Source organism: Cupriavidus phytohabitans (assembly GCF_017815025.1).
Taxonomy (GTDB): Bacteria; Pseudomonadota; Gammaproteobacteria; order Burkholderiales; family Burkholderiaceae; genus Cupriavidus.
Genome location: NZ_JAGIQB010000009.1, coordinates 78223 through 92430, shown reverse-complemented (window position 1 = coordinate 92430; position 14208 = coordinate 78223). Strand labels below are relative to the sequence as shown.

Below are 14208 nucleotides of genomic sequence, written 5' to 3'. Positions count from 1 at the left end.
TAGAATGGGGAATCCGATCCCATCCCGATCCATCCCCTGTTCACACCTGACGCCATGTCCATGGACGCTTCTTCGCGCAATGCCGGCCGGTCCGCATCGCCGCACCAATTTCGTGTTCGATTCCCTGTTCTGGTGAGTGCCGTGGCATTGACGCTGGGTGGCTGGGCCGGGCTGTCGCAGGCGCAGTCGTCTTCCGACGTCTACGTTTGCACCGGGCCCAACGGCGTCCCCGAATATCGCAATGGCAACGCCGGCAAGGGGTGCAAGAAGCTGAACCTGCCCGACGTGGTGACCGTGCCTGGCGGGCGCGTCGCGCCGGCTCCGGCCAAGGGCAGTGCGCCCGCGGCCAGCAACACCAGCTTCCCGCGCGTGGACAGTGCCACGCAGCGCAGCCGCGACAGCGAGCGCCGCACCGTACTCACGCAAGAGCTGCAGGCCGAAGAGGCCAAGCTGCAGGCGCTGCGTGTCGAATACAACAACGGCCAGCCCGAGCGCCAGGGCAACGAACGCAATTACCAGAAATACCTGGATCGCACCGCGGCGCTGCGCGACGACATCGCGCGCAGCGAGGCCAATGCGGCATCGCTGCGGCGCGAGCTTGGCAACCTGAAGGACTAAGTCTTATGCGTCGCCTGATTCGCGGTGTGTCGCGCAAGGCCGGTGATTCCGACAGCGCCCGTGGCGAGATCTCCGCGCCGGACTTCGCGCAATCGGGCGGCAGCGCCCAGGTGTTGCCCATGGGCGTGGCGGCCTTCCATGCCGGCCTCGACGTGGTGGCCAACCCGGTGCTGCTGGTGCGGCAGCCCGGCCTGCGCGTGGTCTACGCCAACCCTGCCGCCGAGGCGACCTTCGGCGTGTCGCGCCGGGGCATGGTGGAGCTGTCGCTGCCCGACCTGTTTGGCCGCTCGGATGAGTTGCACAACATGCTCGACACCGTGGTCGCGCGCCAGTTCGACGTGCGCCGCCAGGACCTTGTGCTACACCCGCCGCTGCAGGAGCCCATCCATGCGCACGTGGTGATCGCTGCGTTGGAAGCGGCGGGCGACACCGTGGTGGTGGAAATCCTCCCCAACGAACAGAAGGTGCGCAGCGATCGCGAGGAGCGCATCCTCGACCTGACCTCGGCCAACAAGGAACTGATCCGCAACCTGGCGCACGAGATCAAGAACCCGCTCGGCGGTATCCGCGGCGCCGCGCAACTGCTGGAGTTCGAACTGCCGGAGCGCTCGCTGCGCGAATACACGCAGGTCATCATCAAGGAGTCGGACCGGCTGCAGACGCTGGTGGACCGCCTGCTGGAGCCGCACCGCCATCCGCATATCGTGTCGAGCCTGAATATCCACGAGGTGCTGGAGCGGGTGCGCTCGGTGGTGCTGGCCGAGTTTCCAAACGGGCTCGAGATCGTGCGCGACTACGACGCCAGCCTGCCCGAGCTGCAGGGCGACATGGAGCAGCTGATCCAGGCGGTGCTCAACATCGTGCACAACGCCGCGCAGGCGCTGGCCGATCGCATTGCGCGCGGCGATGCGCAGATCGTGCTGCGCACGCGCGTGGCGCGCCAGGTCACCATCGCCAAGCGGCTGTTCAAGCTGGCATTGGACTTGCATGTGATCGACAACGGCCCGGGAATCCCCGAAGACATTCGCGAGCGCATTTTCTATCCACTGGTATCGGGTAGGGATGGCGGCAGCGGTCTCGGTCTCACACTCGCTCAAACCTTCGTGCAGCAGCACGAGGGCTTGATCGAATGCGAGAGCCGGCCGGGCTGTACCGACTTCCGCATCCTGCTGCCGTTGCACTAGCTGTCCGCGAGCGATCGCGCTGCAGTGCCGGGCATGCGGAAGACCAAATGACACCGAGCAGACAAGCGACGCACATGAAGCCGATCTGGATAGTCGACGACGATCAATCAATCCGCTGGGTCCTGGAAAAGGCCCTTGCCCGTGAAAGCCTGCTCTCGCGCAGCTTCACCAATGTGCGAGACGTGCTGGCCGCGCTGGAAGAAGACCAGCCGCAGGTGCTGATTTCCGATATCCGCATGCCCGGCGGCTCCGGGCTGGACCTGCTGCAGGCCATCAAGGCACGGCATCCGGGGCTGCCGGTCATCGTGATGACCGCCTACTCGGACCTGGACAGCGCCGTGGCGGCGTTCCAGGGCGGCGCCTTCGAATACCTGGCCAAGCCGTTCGATGTCGACAAGGCGGTCGAGCTGATCCGCCGCGCGCTCGAAGAAAGCCTGCGCGAAGAGGAGATGGATGACCGGCTGGTCGACGCGCCCGAGATCCTGGGCCAGGCGCCTGCGATGCAGGACGTGTTCCGCGCCATCGGCCGGCTGTCGCAATCGAACGTCACGGTGATGATCACCGGCGAGTCGGGTACCGGCAAGGAGCTGGTTGCGCGCGCGCTGCACAAGCACAGCCCGCGTGCCAATGGCCCGTTCATCGCGCTCAATACCGCAGCCATTCCCAAGGACCTGCTTGAATCCGAACTGTTCGGCCACGAGCGCGGTGCCTTCACCGGCGCGCAGACCATGCGGCGCGGCCGCTTCGAGCAGGCCGAGGGCGGCACGCTGTTCCTCGATGAAATCGGCGACATGCCGTTCGACCTGCAGACCCGCCTGCTGCGCGTGCTGTCCGATGGCAATTTTTATCGCGTGGGCGGCCACAACCCTTTGCGCGCCAACGTGCGGGTCATTGCCGCCACGCACCAGAACCTGGAGCTGCGCGTCAAGGAAGGTCTGTTCCGCGAGGACTTGTTCCACCGCCTGAACGTGATCCGGCTGCGCTTGCCGCCGCTGCGCGAGCGGCCCGAGGACATCACGCTGCTGGCCCGCCATTTCCTGCAGAAGAGCGCCAAGGAACTGGGTGTCGAGCCCAAGCGCATGTCGGACGAGGCGCTGGCCTATGTCAGCACGCTGCCATTCCCCGGCAACGTGCGCCAGCTGGAGAACCTGTGCAACTGGCTGACGGTGATGGCACCGGCCCAGACCATCGAGGTCAAGGACCTGCCACGCGAGATGCTGGAGGCGGGCACCAGCGAGCCGATCAATGCGCCGCGGCCCGAGCGCGTGGTCGAGGCGCGTGCGGCTGAGTACGAAACCGCTCACGAACTGGCTGACTACGGCGGGTTTGCCATGCCGGTGGCGGAGGCGGATACGGCTACCGTGGTGCGGCCGGCGCCGGCCGTCAGCGCCGCTCCGGTCGGCGCCGCCGGCTGGGAACACCTGCTGGCCGGCGAAGCGCGCGCCATGCTCGAGGCCGGGCAGCCGGAGGTCATGGATGTGCTGACACGCCGGTTCGAGAAGGCGGTGCTGGAGGCCGCGCTCGGTGTCACGCGCGGGCGCCGGGTCGAGGCCGCGACGCGGCTGGGTATCGGGCGGAACACCATTACGCGCAAGCTGCAGGAATTGGGATTCGACTGAGCGGCTGAGAGGCAACAACCAGACGGCCGGGCAATGCCCGGCCGTTTTGCATTCTTGCGCTTTTTGCGTTCTGCCTTGGGTGGTGCTCAGCCGCGCGCCTGCACCAGCCGCTGCGCCATTTCCGCGAACCCTTCGCCGCCCGCCGCCGCGGTGATATAAGCCGGCGGCACAGGCAGCTGCGGCAGGATATCCCGCACATTGGCCACCCCCACCGACAGCGGAAAATGCGCGAACATGCTGGCATCGTTGGCTGAATCGCCGATAAAGAGCCATTCGTCCCGGCACGCATCCAGGTCTTCCCCCAGCAGTTCCGCCACGCACAGCTTGCTCATCGACAGCTTGTCATGCTGTCCGAACCAGCCGTTGACATGGATGGAACTGACCGTGGCGGTCATGCCTGCCTCGCGCATCAAAGCGGCGATACGGGCCACCGCTTCCTGCGGTAATGGTGGCACGTCTTCGGCATGGTCGATCGCCAGGTCGGCGGCGTGCCAGGCCTGGTCCGACGCCAGCGCGCTGCCCGGCACCTCGAGCAGGATGCGCTGGCCAAGCGCATGGATGCGCTCGAGGTTGCGCGCGCGGGTGGGCGCATCATCCAGGAAGCGGGTATGCAGCCGGCCATTGCGCAGGTGCGAATAGAAGGCACCGTTCTCGCCGATGATCGCGTCCACCGGCCACAGGCGGGTCAGGATCTCGGCCCACGCAATGCAGCGCCCCGTCACCGGGATAACGTGCAGTCCAGCCTGGCGCAGCCTGTCGAGCGCCAGATAGGTGGAGGCGGGCAGCCTCCCATCCGTAGTCAGCGTGCCGTCGATATCGGTCAGCACGCCGCGCACGCGCTGCAGCGCGGAATTAGAGAGCTTGTTCAGGGATTGCATGGCGGGCCATTGTAATCGGCATCCTGCCGCCTTCGTCGCTTATATCGCTTATTGCGCTGCAAAACGGCCGGGATCCGTGAAGTTGCTGATTTGCTTGCCCGGGTGCGACCGGCGTAACATGCCGCTGTCACAAAAAAATCACATGCTGTCGGATTTTCCCTACCGCACAGAAACAGACAGACCAAGGAGAGCATCGATGTCCGTATCCCGTACCGCGCTCAAACTTGCCGTGCTGGCCGCCCTGACCGGGGCCGGCAGCGCGCAGGCTGCCGTTGAAATCCAGTGGTGGCACGCCATGCAAGGCGCCCTGAACGACAAGGTGAACGAGATCGCCAACAAGTTCAACGCGAGCCAGACCGAATACAAGGTGGTGCCGGTCAACAAGGGCAACTACGACGAAACCATGGCGGCCGGCATCGCCGCCTTCCGTGCCGGCGGCGCGCCGGCCATCCTGCAGGTATTCGAAGTCGGCACCGCCACCATGATGAGCGCGAAGGGCGCGATCAAGCCGGTGTCGACGGTAATGAAGGATGCCGGCGAGAAATTTGACCAAAAAGCCTACATCCCGGCCGTGGCGGGCTACTACACCTCGTCCAAGGGCGAGATGCTGTCGTTCCCGTTCAACAGCTCGACCACGGTCTTTTACTACAACAAGGACGCCTTCAAGAAGGCCGGCCTGGACCCGGAGAAGCCGCCCAAGACCTGGCCGGAGGTGATGCAGTACTCGGCCAAGCTGAAGGCATCGGGCACCAACTGCGCGTACACCACCGACTGGCAGGGCTGGGTCCACCTGGAAAGCTTCTCGGCCTGGCACAACACGCTCTATGCCACCAAGAACAACGGCTTCGGCGGCACCGACACGCGCCTGGTCTTCAACAGCCCGCTGCACGTCAAGCACATCACCAACCTGCAAGACATGGTGAAGAAGGGCTACTTCAGCTATGGCGGCCGCAAGGCGGAATCGCAGGCCAAGTTCTATAACGGCGAGTGCGCGATGTTCACCGGCTCGTCGGCCTCGCTGGCCAATATTCGCAAGAACGCCAAGTTCGCGTTCGCGGTGGCCCAGCTGCCATATTATCCGGACGTGCAGGGCGCGCCGCAGAACACCATCATCGGCGGCGCCTCGCTGTGGGTGATGGGCGGCAAGAAGCCGGACGAGTACAAGGGCGTGGCCAAGTTCTTCAACTTCCTGTCGCGCCCGGAAATTCAGTCCGACTGGCACCAGGCTACCGGCTACCTGCCGGTGACGATGGCCGCCTACGAGATGACCAAGAAGTCCGGCTACTACGACAAGAACCCGGGTGCCGATGTGTCGGTGCAGCAGATGGTGGTCAAGACCACCGACAAGTCGCGCGGCGTGCGGCTCGGCAACATGGTGCAGATCCGTACCGTGGTGGACGAGGAACTGGAAGCCGTCTGGGCTGGCAAGAAGGAGCCCAAGGTGGCGCTGGACTCGGCCGTGGCCCGTGGCAACGACCTGCTGGAGCGCTTCCAGAAGACCGCGCGCGAATAAGCGCGGCCTGAAAGCAAGCTGACAAGAAAGGGCGGGCGGCGGCGAAACCTCCGCCCGCTTGCATTGTGGCCGGCCACACCGGGCCGGCCGCAGCGCCGTACCTAGAACGATGCCGCAACCCGCGGCATCCGCCGGAATCCGTTCATGGAAAAACGCGTCGTTTTCCGCTCGCCATGGCTGCCGTATCTGCTGGTCTTGCCGCAGATCGCGATCACGCTGATCTTCTTTTTCCTGCCCGCGGGGCAGGCGCTGTACCAGTCGATGCTGCAGCAGGATGCCTTCGGCATCAACCTGGAGTTCGTCGGCCTCGACAACTTCCGCATGCTGTGGAACGACCCGCTGTATGTGGAGTCGTTCCAGACCACCGCGATCTTCGCCATCGGCGTCACCGTGGTGGGCCTGACCACCGCGCTCGCGCTGGCCTATTTTGCCGACCGCGTGATCCGCGCCGCGGTCGGCTACAAGACCTTGCTGATCTGGCCGTACGCGGTCGCGCCGGCGGTGGCGGGCGTGCTGTGGATGTTCATGTTCAACCCGACGCTGGGCGTGGTCTCTTACGCGCTGCGCAAGATGGGCGTGGAATGGAACTTCCTGCTAAACGGCAACCAGGCGCTGCTGCTGGTGGTGCTGGCCGCGGCATGGAAGCAGATCAGCTACAACTTTCTGTTCTTCCTGGCCGGGCTGCAAAGCATCCCGCGCTCGCTGATCGAAGCCGCGGCCATCGACGGCGCCGGGCCGTGGCGCCGCTTCTGGTCGATCATCTTCCCGCTGCTGTCGCCGACCACCTTCTTCCTGATGGTGATCAACGTGGTCTATGCGTTCTTCGATACCTTCGCGATCATCGACGCAGTCACGCACGGCGGCCCGTTCAACTCGACCAACACGCTGGTGTACAAGGTCTTCCATGACGGCTTCCGCGGCATGGATATCGGTGGCTCGGCCGCGCAGTCGGTGGTGCTGATGGTGATCGTGATCGCGCTGACCGTGGTGCAGTTCCGCTACGTGGAACGCAAGGTCCAGTACTGACGGAGGCAGCCATGGTAGAACGACGTCCTTTCCTTGATTTCCTGACCCACGCGGTGCTGGTCCTCGGCATCGTGGTGGTGGTGTTCCCGGTGTACCTGACCTTCGTCGCGTCGACGCTGACCGCGGAAGAAGTGCTGGACGCACCGATGACGCTGATCCCAGGCAGCCACCTGATCGAGAACTATCGCACCGTGCTGTTTCAGGGTGTGGGCGAGGCGGCTTCGCCGGTCTCGACCATGATGAAGAACAGCCTGATCATGGCGCTGGGCATCGCGCTGGGCAAGATCGCGATCTCGATCATCTCGGCCTTTGCCATCGTCTATTTCAAGTTCCCGCTGCGCAAGACCTTCTTCTGGCTGATCTTCATCACGCTGATGCTGCCGGTCGAGGTGCGGATCCTGCCGACCTACAAGGTGGTGTCGGACCTCGGGCTGCTCGACAGCTATTTCGGGCTGACCGTTCCGATCATCGCGTCGGCGACGGCGACTTTCCTGTTCCGCCAGTTCTTCCTGACGATTCCCGATGAGCTGGCAGAAGCCGCGCGCATCGATGGCGCCGGGCCGCTGCGCTTTTTCTGGGACGTGGTGCTGCCGCTGTCGCGTACCAGCATCGCCGCGCTGTTCGTGATCCAGTTCATCTATGGCTGGAACCAGTACCTGTGGCCGCTGCTGATCACTACGCAGAAGTCGATGACGCCGGTGGTGGTGGGCGTCACGCAGATGATCTCGCGCTCGGGCGATGCCGCCACCGACTGGAACCTGGTGATGGCCACGGTGATGCTGGCCATGATCCCGCCGGCGGTGGTGGTGGTGCTGATGCAGAAGTGGTTCGTCAAGGGCCTGGTCGAAACCGAAAAATAAGCGGAACAACAAGCGTGGCGCGCCACCCGCGCGCGCGCAGGACAACAGCAATGGCAAAACTGTCGCTTCGCAACGTTCAGAAAACCTACGCCGGCGGTACCCAGGTGGTGCACGGCATCGACATGGAAATCGCCGACGGCGAGTTCATCGTCATCGTCGGCCCGTCGGGCTGCGGCAAGTCAACGCTGCTGCGCATGGTGGCGGGGCTGGAAACCGTCACCGGCGGCGAGATCCATATCGGCGACAAGGTCGTCAACAACCTGGAGCCGGCCGAGCGCGACATCGCCATGGTGTTCCAGAACTACGCGCTCTACCCGCACATGAGCGTGTACGACAACATGGCCTACGGCCTGAAGATCCGCGGCATGGCCAAGGCCGAGATCCGGCAGCGCGTGGAGCATGCCGCCGGCATCCTGGAGCTGTCGCCGCTGCTGGACCGCAAGCCGCGCCAGCTGTCGGGCGGACAGCGCCAGCGCGTGGCCATGGGCCGTGCCATCGTGCGCGAGCCGGCGGTGTTCCTGTTCGACGAGCCGCTGTCCAACCTCGACGCCAAGCTGCGCGTGCAGATGCGGCTGGAACTGAAGGAGCTGCATCGCCGCCTCGGCACCACCAGCCTGTACGTGACCCACGACCAGGTCGAGGCGATGACGCTGGCCGATCGCATGATGGTGCTCAACGCGGGCCGCGTGGAGCAGATCGGCACGCCGCTGCAAGTCTATTCAAAACCGGCCAGCACCTTCGTGGCTGGCTTTATCGGTTCGCCGCCGATGAACCTGATCCCGGTGGTGCGCAACGGCGCCGGCAATGGTGGCGCGCAGATGCGGGTGGTGGCGAAGGAGGGCGGCGACAGCGCCACGCTCGGCCACCTGCCGATGGGGCTGCACTTGCCCGAACAGGCGTTGCTTGGGCTGCGGCCGGAACATATCGAGCCGTGCGCCGCGCACGAGGCCATCGCCGAAGTCGATGTGCGCGTGGTGGAGGCGCTCGGCGCCGATTCGTTCGCCTACGGCTCGCTCGGTGGCCAGCCGGTGGTGGTGCGGCTGGAGAGCCATGCCAGGGTGAGCGCCGGCGACCGCTTGCCGGTGACCTCGTCGCCCGACCACTTGCATTTCTTCGCGCCGGACACCGGCAAGCGCATCGAGGCCTGACATGGCAGCCATTGCAGACACCCAGGCATGGCCGTACCCACGCCATATCGCGCACCGCGGCGCGGGCAAGCTGGCGCCCGAGAACACGCTCGCCGCCTTCCGCCACGGTGCCGGCTTCGGGTACCGGATGTTCGAGTTCGACGTCAAGCTGTCCGCCGACGGCAAGCCGGTGCTGATGCACGACGCGACGCTCGACCGCACCACCAGCGGCAAGGGCAGGGTCGATGCGCTGACGCTGGGCGAGCTGGCGCTGCTCGATGCCGGCAGCTGGCACAGCCCGGCCTGGGCCGGCGAGCCGGTGCCGACGCTGGCAGCCATCGCCCGCTATACGCAAGCCAACGGCTTCCTGGTCAATATCGAGATCAAGCCGGTGCCTGGCACCGAAGCGCGCACCGGGGCGGCGGTCGCGCTCGATGCCGCGGCGCTGTGGGCCGGCGCCGCGGCGGGGCCGCTGCTGTCGTCGTTCTCGGAAGAGGCGCTGGCCGCGGCAGCACGCGTGGCGCCCGACCTGCCGCGGGCGCTCCTGCTCGACAAGCTGCCGGGGGACTGGCTCGAGCGGCTGCGCCGGCTCGGATGCGTGGCACTCGATGCGAATTACCGCGAGCTGGACGAGGGCGTCATTGCGGCCGCGCATGCGGCCGGGTACCGCGTCCTCAGCTATACCGTGAACGACCCCGCAAAGGCCGCGCAATTGCTGGACTGGGGGCTGGATGGGCTGATCACCGACGCCGTGGACAAGATAGCGCCGGGCTCTTGATTGTTGTGTGGCTGTTGCTAAAACATCCACGGCGATGCGAATTGTCGTGCGAACAGGTTTCGCATCGCGAAAAGTACACATTGCTTAAAAGCAAACGTGCTATGCTTACCGCCGTGAAGACTTAGGTCCTTCCCCGCACAACTTGCCCTTTCGGGCCTTGTGAGGAAGTCGGCACATGCGGCACCCCAGTGGTGCCGTTTGCGTAGGCGCCTCAGTTGGGCTCCCAAGAGTTGTTTGCAATCCGCTAACCGGTCAAGCCGTGTCGCGGAAGGTTGAATAACCCGCTGAACTCCGGCATTCCCGGAGAATAGTGAGCGTCCCATGATGCAGCAGTACCAGAGCAATTCGTACCTCTTCGGCGGTAACGCCCCGTATGTCGAAGAACTGTACGAAGCCTACCTCCAGAATCCCGCCTCGGTTCCCGACAACTGGCGTTCGTACTTCGACGCCATGCAGAACGTTCCCGCCGTTGACGGCTCGAACGGCCGGGATGTCGCCCACGCTCCCATCGTTGCCTCGTTCGCCGAGCGCGCCAAGCAAGGCCCCATCAGGACCATCGTTGCCTCGGCCGATTCCGACATGGGCCGCAAGCGCGTCGCTGCCACCCAGCTGATCGCCGCCTACCGCAACATTGGCTCGCACTGGGCCGACCTGGACCCGCTCAAGCGCCAGGAGCGCCCGCCCCTGCCGGATCTGGACCCCGCGTTCTACGGTTTTTCCGAAGCTGACCTCGACATCGTCTTCAATGCCAGCAATACGTACTTTGGCAAGGAGTCGATGAGCCTGCGCGAGCTGCTGAACAACCTGCGCGAAACCTACTGCGGCACCATTGGCGCCGAATTCATGTATGTGAGCGACCAGGCGCAGAAGCGCTGGTGGCAGGAGCGCCTGGAAACCACGCGCTCCAAGCCGGTCTTCACGCTGGAGAAGAAGAAGCACATCCTCGACCGCCTGACCGCGGCCGAAGGCCTGGAGCGCTTCCTCCACACCAAGTACGTCGGCCAGAAGCGCTTCTCGCTGGAAGGAGGCGAGAGCTTTATCGCCGCGATGGACGAACTGATCCAGCACGCCGGCACCAAGGGTGTGCAGGAAATCGTGATCGGCATGGCCCACCGCGGCCGCCTGAACGTGCTGGTCAACACCCTGGGCAAGATGCCCGCCGACCTGTTCGCCGAATTCGAAGGCAAGCACGTCGACGACCTGCCGGCCGGTGACGTCAAGTACCACAAGGGCTTCTCGAGCGATGTCTCGACCGAGGGCGGCCCGGTCCACCTGTCGCTGGCGTTCAACCCGTCGCACCTGGAAATCGTCAACCCGGTGGTCGAAGGCTCGGCCAAGGCCCGCCAGGAACGCCGCGGCGAAGTCGGCCACAAGGAAGTGCTGCCGGTGCAGGTGCATGGCGACGCCGCCTTTGCCGGCCAGGGCGTGGTCATGGAGACGCTGAACCTCGCGCAGACCCGCGGCTACGGCACGGGCGGCACGATGCACATCGTCATCAACAACCAGATCGGCTTCACCACCTCCGACCCGCGCGACGCCCGCTCGACGCTGTACTGCACGGACGTGGTCAAGATGATCGAGGCCCCGGTGCTGCACGTGAACGGCGACGATCCCGAAGCCGTGGTGTACGCCATGCAGCTGGCCGTTGATTTCCGCATGGAATTCAACAAGGACGTCGTGGTCGACATCATCTGCTTCCGCAAGCTGGGCCACAACGAGCAGGACACCCCGGCGGTCACGCAGCCGCTGATGTACAAGAAGATCAGCCAGCACCCGGGCACGCGCAAGGTGTACGCCGAAAAGCTGGCCGCGCAGAAGCTGGTCCCGGCCGAGTTCGGCGACGAGAAGGTCAAGGAATACCGCGCCGCGATGGACGCCGGCAAGCACACCGCCGACCCGGTCCTGTCGAACTTCAAGAACAAGTTCGCCGTGGACTGGATGCCGTTCCTGAACCGCAAGTGGACCGATGCCGCCGACACCGCGGTGCCGGTGACCGAACTGAAGCGCCTGGCTGAACGCATCACCACCACGCCTGAAACGCTGAAGCTGCACCCGCTGGTCGAGAAGGTTGTCAAGGACCGCGCCAACATGGGCCGTGGCGACCAGCCGCTGGACTGGGGCATGGGCGAGCACCTGGCCTTCGCCTCGCTGGTGTCGTCGGGCTACCCCGTGCGCATCACCGGCCAGGACGCCGGCCGCGGCACCTTCACCCACCGCCACGCCGTGCTGCACGACCAGGCGCGCGAGCGCTGGGATGCCGGCTCGTATGTGCCGCTGCAGAACGTGTCGGAAAACCAGGCACCGTTCACGGTGATCGACTCGGTGCTGTCCGAGGAAGCCGTGCTCGGCTTCGAATACGGCTACTCGGCCGCCGAACCGAACGCGCTGGTGATCTGGGAAGCCCAGTTCGGCGACTTCGTCAACGGCGCCCAGGTGGTGATCGACCAGTTCATCTCGTCGGGTGAAGTCAAGTGGGGCCGCGCCTCCGGCCTGACCCTGATGCTGCCGCACGGCTACGAAGGCCAGGGTCCGGAGCACAGCTCGGCCCGTATCGAGCGTTTCCTGCAGCTCTGCGCGGACCACAACATGCAGGTCTGCCAGCCGACCACGCCGGCCCAGATCTTCCACCTGCTGCGCCGCCAGATGATCCGCCTGTTCCGCAAGCCGCTGGTGATCATGACGCCGAAGTCGCTGCTGCGTAACAAGGACGCCGTGTCGCCGCTGTCGGACCTGGCCAAGGGCCACTTCGAGACCGTGATCGGCGAGCAGGAAGAACTGAACGCCGGCAAGGTGAAGCGCGTCATCATGTGCTCGGGCAAGGTCTACTACGACCTGGTCAATACGCGCAAGGAACGCGAGGCCAACGACACCGCGGTCATCCGCCTGGAGCAGCTGTACCCGTTCCCGCACAAGGCCATCGCAGCGGAGCTGAAGAAGTATCCGAACGCCACCGAGATCGTGTGGTGCCAGGACGAGCCGCAGAACCAGGGCGCCTGGTTCTTCGTGCAGCACTACATCATGGAAAACATGACGGATGGCCAGAAGCTCGGTTATGCCGGTCGTCCCGCCTCGGCTTCGCCGGCGGTGGGCTACTACGCAAAGCACAACGAGCAACAGAAGGCGCTGCTGGAGGCTGCCTTCGCCAAGCTCAAGGGCTTTGTTCTGACCAAGTAATCAGTGGCAGCCACGGCGACGCGCGCAGGTGCGCCGTGGCTTGCCAATATAAAGACAACACGCATAACACGAGGAATTCACAACCATGGCTATTGTTGACGTCAAGGTTCCGCAGCTGTCCGAATCGGTCGCCGAAGCGACCATGCTCAACTGGAAGAAGAAGCCGGGCGAAGCCGTTGCCCAGGACGAGATCCTGATCGAGATCGAAACCGACAAGGTGGTGCTGGAAGTGCCGGCCCCGTCGGCTGGCGTGCTGTCGATCATCGTCAAGAACGACGGCGACACCGTCGTCGCCGATGAAATCATCGCCAAGATCGACACCGAAGCCACCGCTGGCGCCGCTGCCCCCGCAGCCGCTGCCCCGGCTCCGGCTGCTGCCGCTCCGGCACCGGCCGCTGCCGCCGCTCCGGCCGCCGCCGGCGCCGTGGCGATGCCGTCGGCTGCCAAGCTGATGGCTGAAGCCGGCCTGTCGGCTGGCCAGGTTGCCGGCACCGGCAAGGACGGCCGCATCACCAAGGGCGACGCGATTGCCGCCGCCGCTGCTCCGGCCGCCAAGGCCGCCCCGGCCCCGGCCGCGGCCAAGCCGGCGCTGCAGCAGGTTTCCGCACCGGTCGACTTCGCCGCGCTGGGTGACCGTCCGGAAGAGCGCGTGCCGATGAGCCGCCTGCGCGCCCGTATCGCCGAGCGCCTGCTGCAATCGCAACAGACCAACGCCATCCTCACCACCTTCAATGAAGTCAACATGAAGCCGGTGATGGACCTGCGCAACAAGTACAAGGACCGCTTCGAGAAGGAACACGGCGTGAAGCTGGGCTTCATGTCGTTCTTCGTCAAGGCCGCGGTCCACGCACTGAAGAAGTTCCCGCTGATCAACGCCTCGATCGACGGCAACGACATCGTCTACCACGGCTACTTCGACATCGGTATCGCGGTAGGCTCGCCGCGCGGCCTGGTGGTGCCCATCCTGCGCAATGCCGACCAGATGAGCCTGGCCGACATCGAGAAGAAGATCGCCGAGTTCGGCGTCAAGGCCCGTGACGGCAAGCTGTCGCTGGACGAGCTGAGCGGCGGTACCTTCTCGATCTCCAACGGTGGCGTGTTCGGCTCGATGCTGTCGACCCCGATCATCAACCCGCCGCAATCGGCCATCCTGGGCGTGCACGCCACCAAGGATCGCCCGGTGGTGGAAGACGGCCAGATCGTGATCCGCCCGATGAACTACCTGGCCATGTCCTACGACCACCGCATCATCGACGGCCGTGAAGCCGTGCTGGGCCTGGTCGCCATGAAGGACGCGCTGGAAGATCCGGCCCGCCTGCTGCTGGACCTGTAATCGACGGTCCCCCGCGCGCGTTGGTTGGTGCCGACGCGCGCGGCGCGCATCTCCAGATTTGATCGCGCGCCGGCACACGCTGCCGGTGCCACAAAGGA

The 14208-nt window shown here is 65.1% G+C and carries 11 protein-coding genes; 10 read left to right on the top strand and 1 reads right to left on the bottom strand.

Annotated features, from left to right (window positions below; translation table 11 throughout):
• Nucleotides 1-60: 60 nt before the first annotated feature.
• From J8I34_RS08455 to ntrC, 3 genes are all read left to right on the top strand, one after another.
• Nucleotides 61-618, top strand: coding sequence for a DUF4124 domain-containing protein (locus J8I34_RS08455; protein ID WP_209771977.1), 558 nt, complete (start codon nt 61-63; stop codon nt 616-618).
• A gap of 5 nt (nt 619-623) precedes the next feature.
• The gene (glnL, locus tag J8I34_RS08450; RefSeq protein WP_209771980.1) at nt 624-1802 is read left to right on the top strand and encodes a nitrogen regulation protein NR(II); all 1179 of its coding nucleotides are present in this window, start codon (nt 624-626) and stop codon (nt 1800-1802) included.
• Between the two features lie 74 nt (nt 1803-1876).
• Nucleotides 1877-3421, top strand: coding sequence for a nitrogen regulation protein NR(I) (gene ntrC / locus J8I34_RS08445; protein ID WP_209771992.1), 1545 nt, complete (start codon nt 1877-1879; stop codon nt 3419-3421).
• A gap of 86 nt (nt 3422-3507) precedes the next feature.
• On the opposite strand, the gene J8I34_RS08440 is transcribed toward ntrC, so the two are convergent.
• Complete coding sequence (locus J8I34_RS08440) at nt 3508-4299, bottom strand: HAD-IIB family hydrolase (protein ID WP_209805816.1); 792 nt, start codon at nt 4297-4299, stop codon at nt 3508-3510.
• A 196-nt stretch (nt 4300-4495) separates the two neighbouring features.
• Here J8I34_RS08440 and ugpB point away from each other — a divergent pair, with 196 nt between their 5' ends.
• From ugpB to odhB, 7 genes are all read left to right on the top strand, one after another.
• Complete coding sequence (gene ugpB, locus J8I34_RS08435; protein ID WP_209805815.1) at nt 4496-5812, top strand: sn-glycerol-3-phosphate ABC transporter substrate-binding protein UgpB; 1317 nt, start codon at nt 4496-4498, stop codon at nt 5810-5812.
• A 144-nt stretch (nt 5813-5956) separates the two neighbouring features.
• Nucleotides 5957-6838, top strand: a complete 882-nt coding sequence (gene ugpA / locus J8I34_RS08430; RefSeq protein ID WP_029046178.1) for a sn-glycerol-3-phosphate ABC transporter permease UgpA — start codon at nt 5957-5959, stop codon at nt 6836-6838.
• Between the two features lie 11 nt (nt 6839-6849).
• Nucleotides 6850-7698, top strand: a complete 849-nt coding sequence (ugpE, locus tag J8I34_RS08425; protein WP_209772016.1) for a sn-glycerol-3-phosphate ABC transporter permease UgpE — start codon at nt 6850-6852, stop codon at nt 7696-7698.
• A 50-nt stretch (nt 7699-7748) separates the two neighbouring features.
• A complete protein-coding gene (locus J8I34_RS08420) occupies nt 7749-8846 on the top strand; it encodes a sn-glycerol-3-phosphate import ATP-binding protein UgpC (RefSeq protein WP_209805814.1) in 1098 nt (365 codons plus the stop codon).
• 1 nt (nt 8847) lies between these two features.
• Nucleotides 8848-9603, top strand: coding sequence for a glycerophosphodiester phosphodiesterase (gene ugpQ, locus J8I34_RS08415; protein ID WP_029046181.1), 756 nt, complete (start codon nt 8848-8850; stop codon nt 9601-9603).
• A gap of 321 nt (nt 9604-9924) precedes the next feature.
• Entirely contained in the window at nt 9925-12777 is a 2853-nt protein-coding gene (locus tag J8I34_RS08410; RefSeq protein ID WP_029046182.1) for a 2-oxoglutarate dehydrogenase E1 component, read from the top strand.
• Between the two features lie 85 nt (nt 12778-12862).
• Nucleotides 12863-14110, top strand: coding sequence for a 2-oxoglutarate dehydrogenase complex dihydrolipoyllysine-residue succinyltransferase (odhB, locus tag J8I34_RS08405; protein WP_209805813.1), 1248 nt, complete (start codon nt 12863-12865; stop codon nt 14108-14110).
• Nucleotides 14111-14208 lie beyond the last annotated feature (98 nt).

Coding starts and splice junctions, on each gene's coding strand:
- odhB (WP_209805813.1), top strand. CDS start 12,863: ATGGCTATTGTTGACGTCAAGGTTCCGCAGCTGTCCGAATCGGTCGCC.
- glnL (WP_209771980.1), top strand. CDS start 624: ATGCGTCGCCTGATTCGCGGTGTGTCGCGCAAGGCCGGTGATTCCGAC.
- ntrC (WP_209771992.1), top strand. CDS start 1,877: ATGAAGCCGATCTGGATAGTCGACGACGATCAATCAATCCGCTGGGTC.
- ugpB (WP_209805815.1), top strand. CDS start 4,496: ATGTCCGTATCCCGTACCGCGCTCAAACTTGCCGTGCTGGCCGCCCTG.
- J8I34_RS08410 (WP_029046182.1), top strand. CDS start 9,925: ATGATGCAGCAGTACCAGAGCAATTCGTACCTCTTCGGCGGTAACGCC.
- J8I34_RS08455 (WP_209771977.1), top strand. CDS start 61: ATGGACGCTTCTTCGCGCAATGCCGGCCGGTCCGCATCGCCGCACCAA.
- ugpQ (WP_029046181.1), top strand. CDS start 8,848: ATGGCAGCCATTGCAGACACCCAGGCATGGCCGTACCCACGCCATATC.
- J8I34_RS08440 (WP_209805816.1), bottom strand. CDS start 4,299: ATGCAATCCCTGAACAAGCTCTCTAATTCCGCGCTGCAGCGCGTGCGC.
- ugpA (WP_029046178.1), top strand. CDS start 5,957: ATGGAAAAACGCGTCGTTTTCCGCTCGCCATGGCTGCCGTATCTGCTG.
- ugpE (WP_209772016.1), top strand. CDS start 6,850: ATGGTAGAACGACGTCCTTTCCTTGATTTCCTGACCCACGCGGTGCTG.
- J8I34_RS08420 (WP_209805814.1), top strand. CDS start 7,749: ATGGCAAAACTGTCGCTTCGCAACGTTCAGAAAACCTACGCCGGCGGT.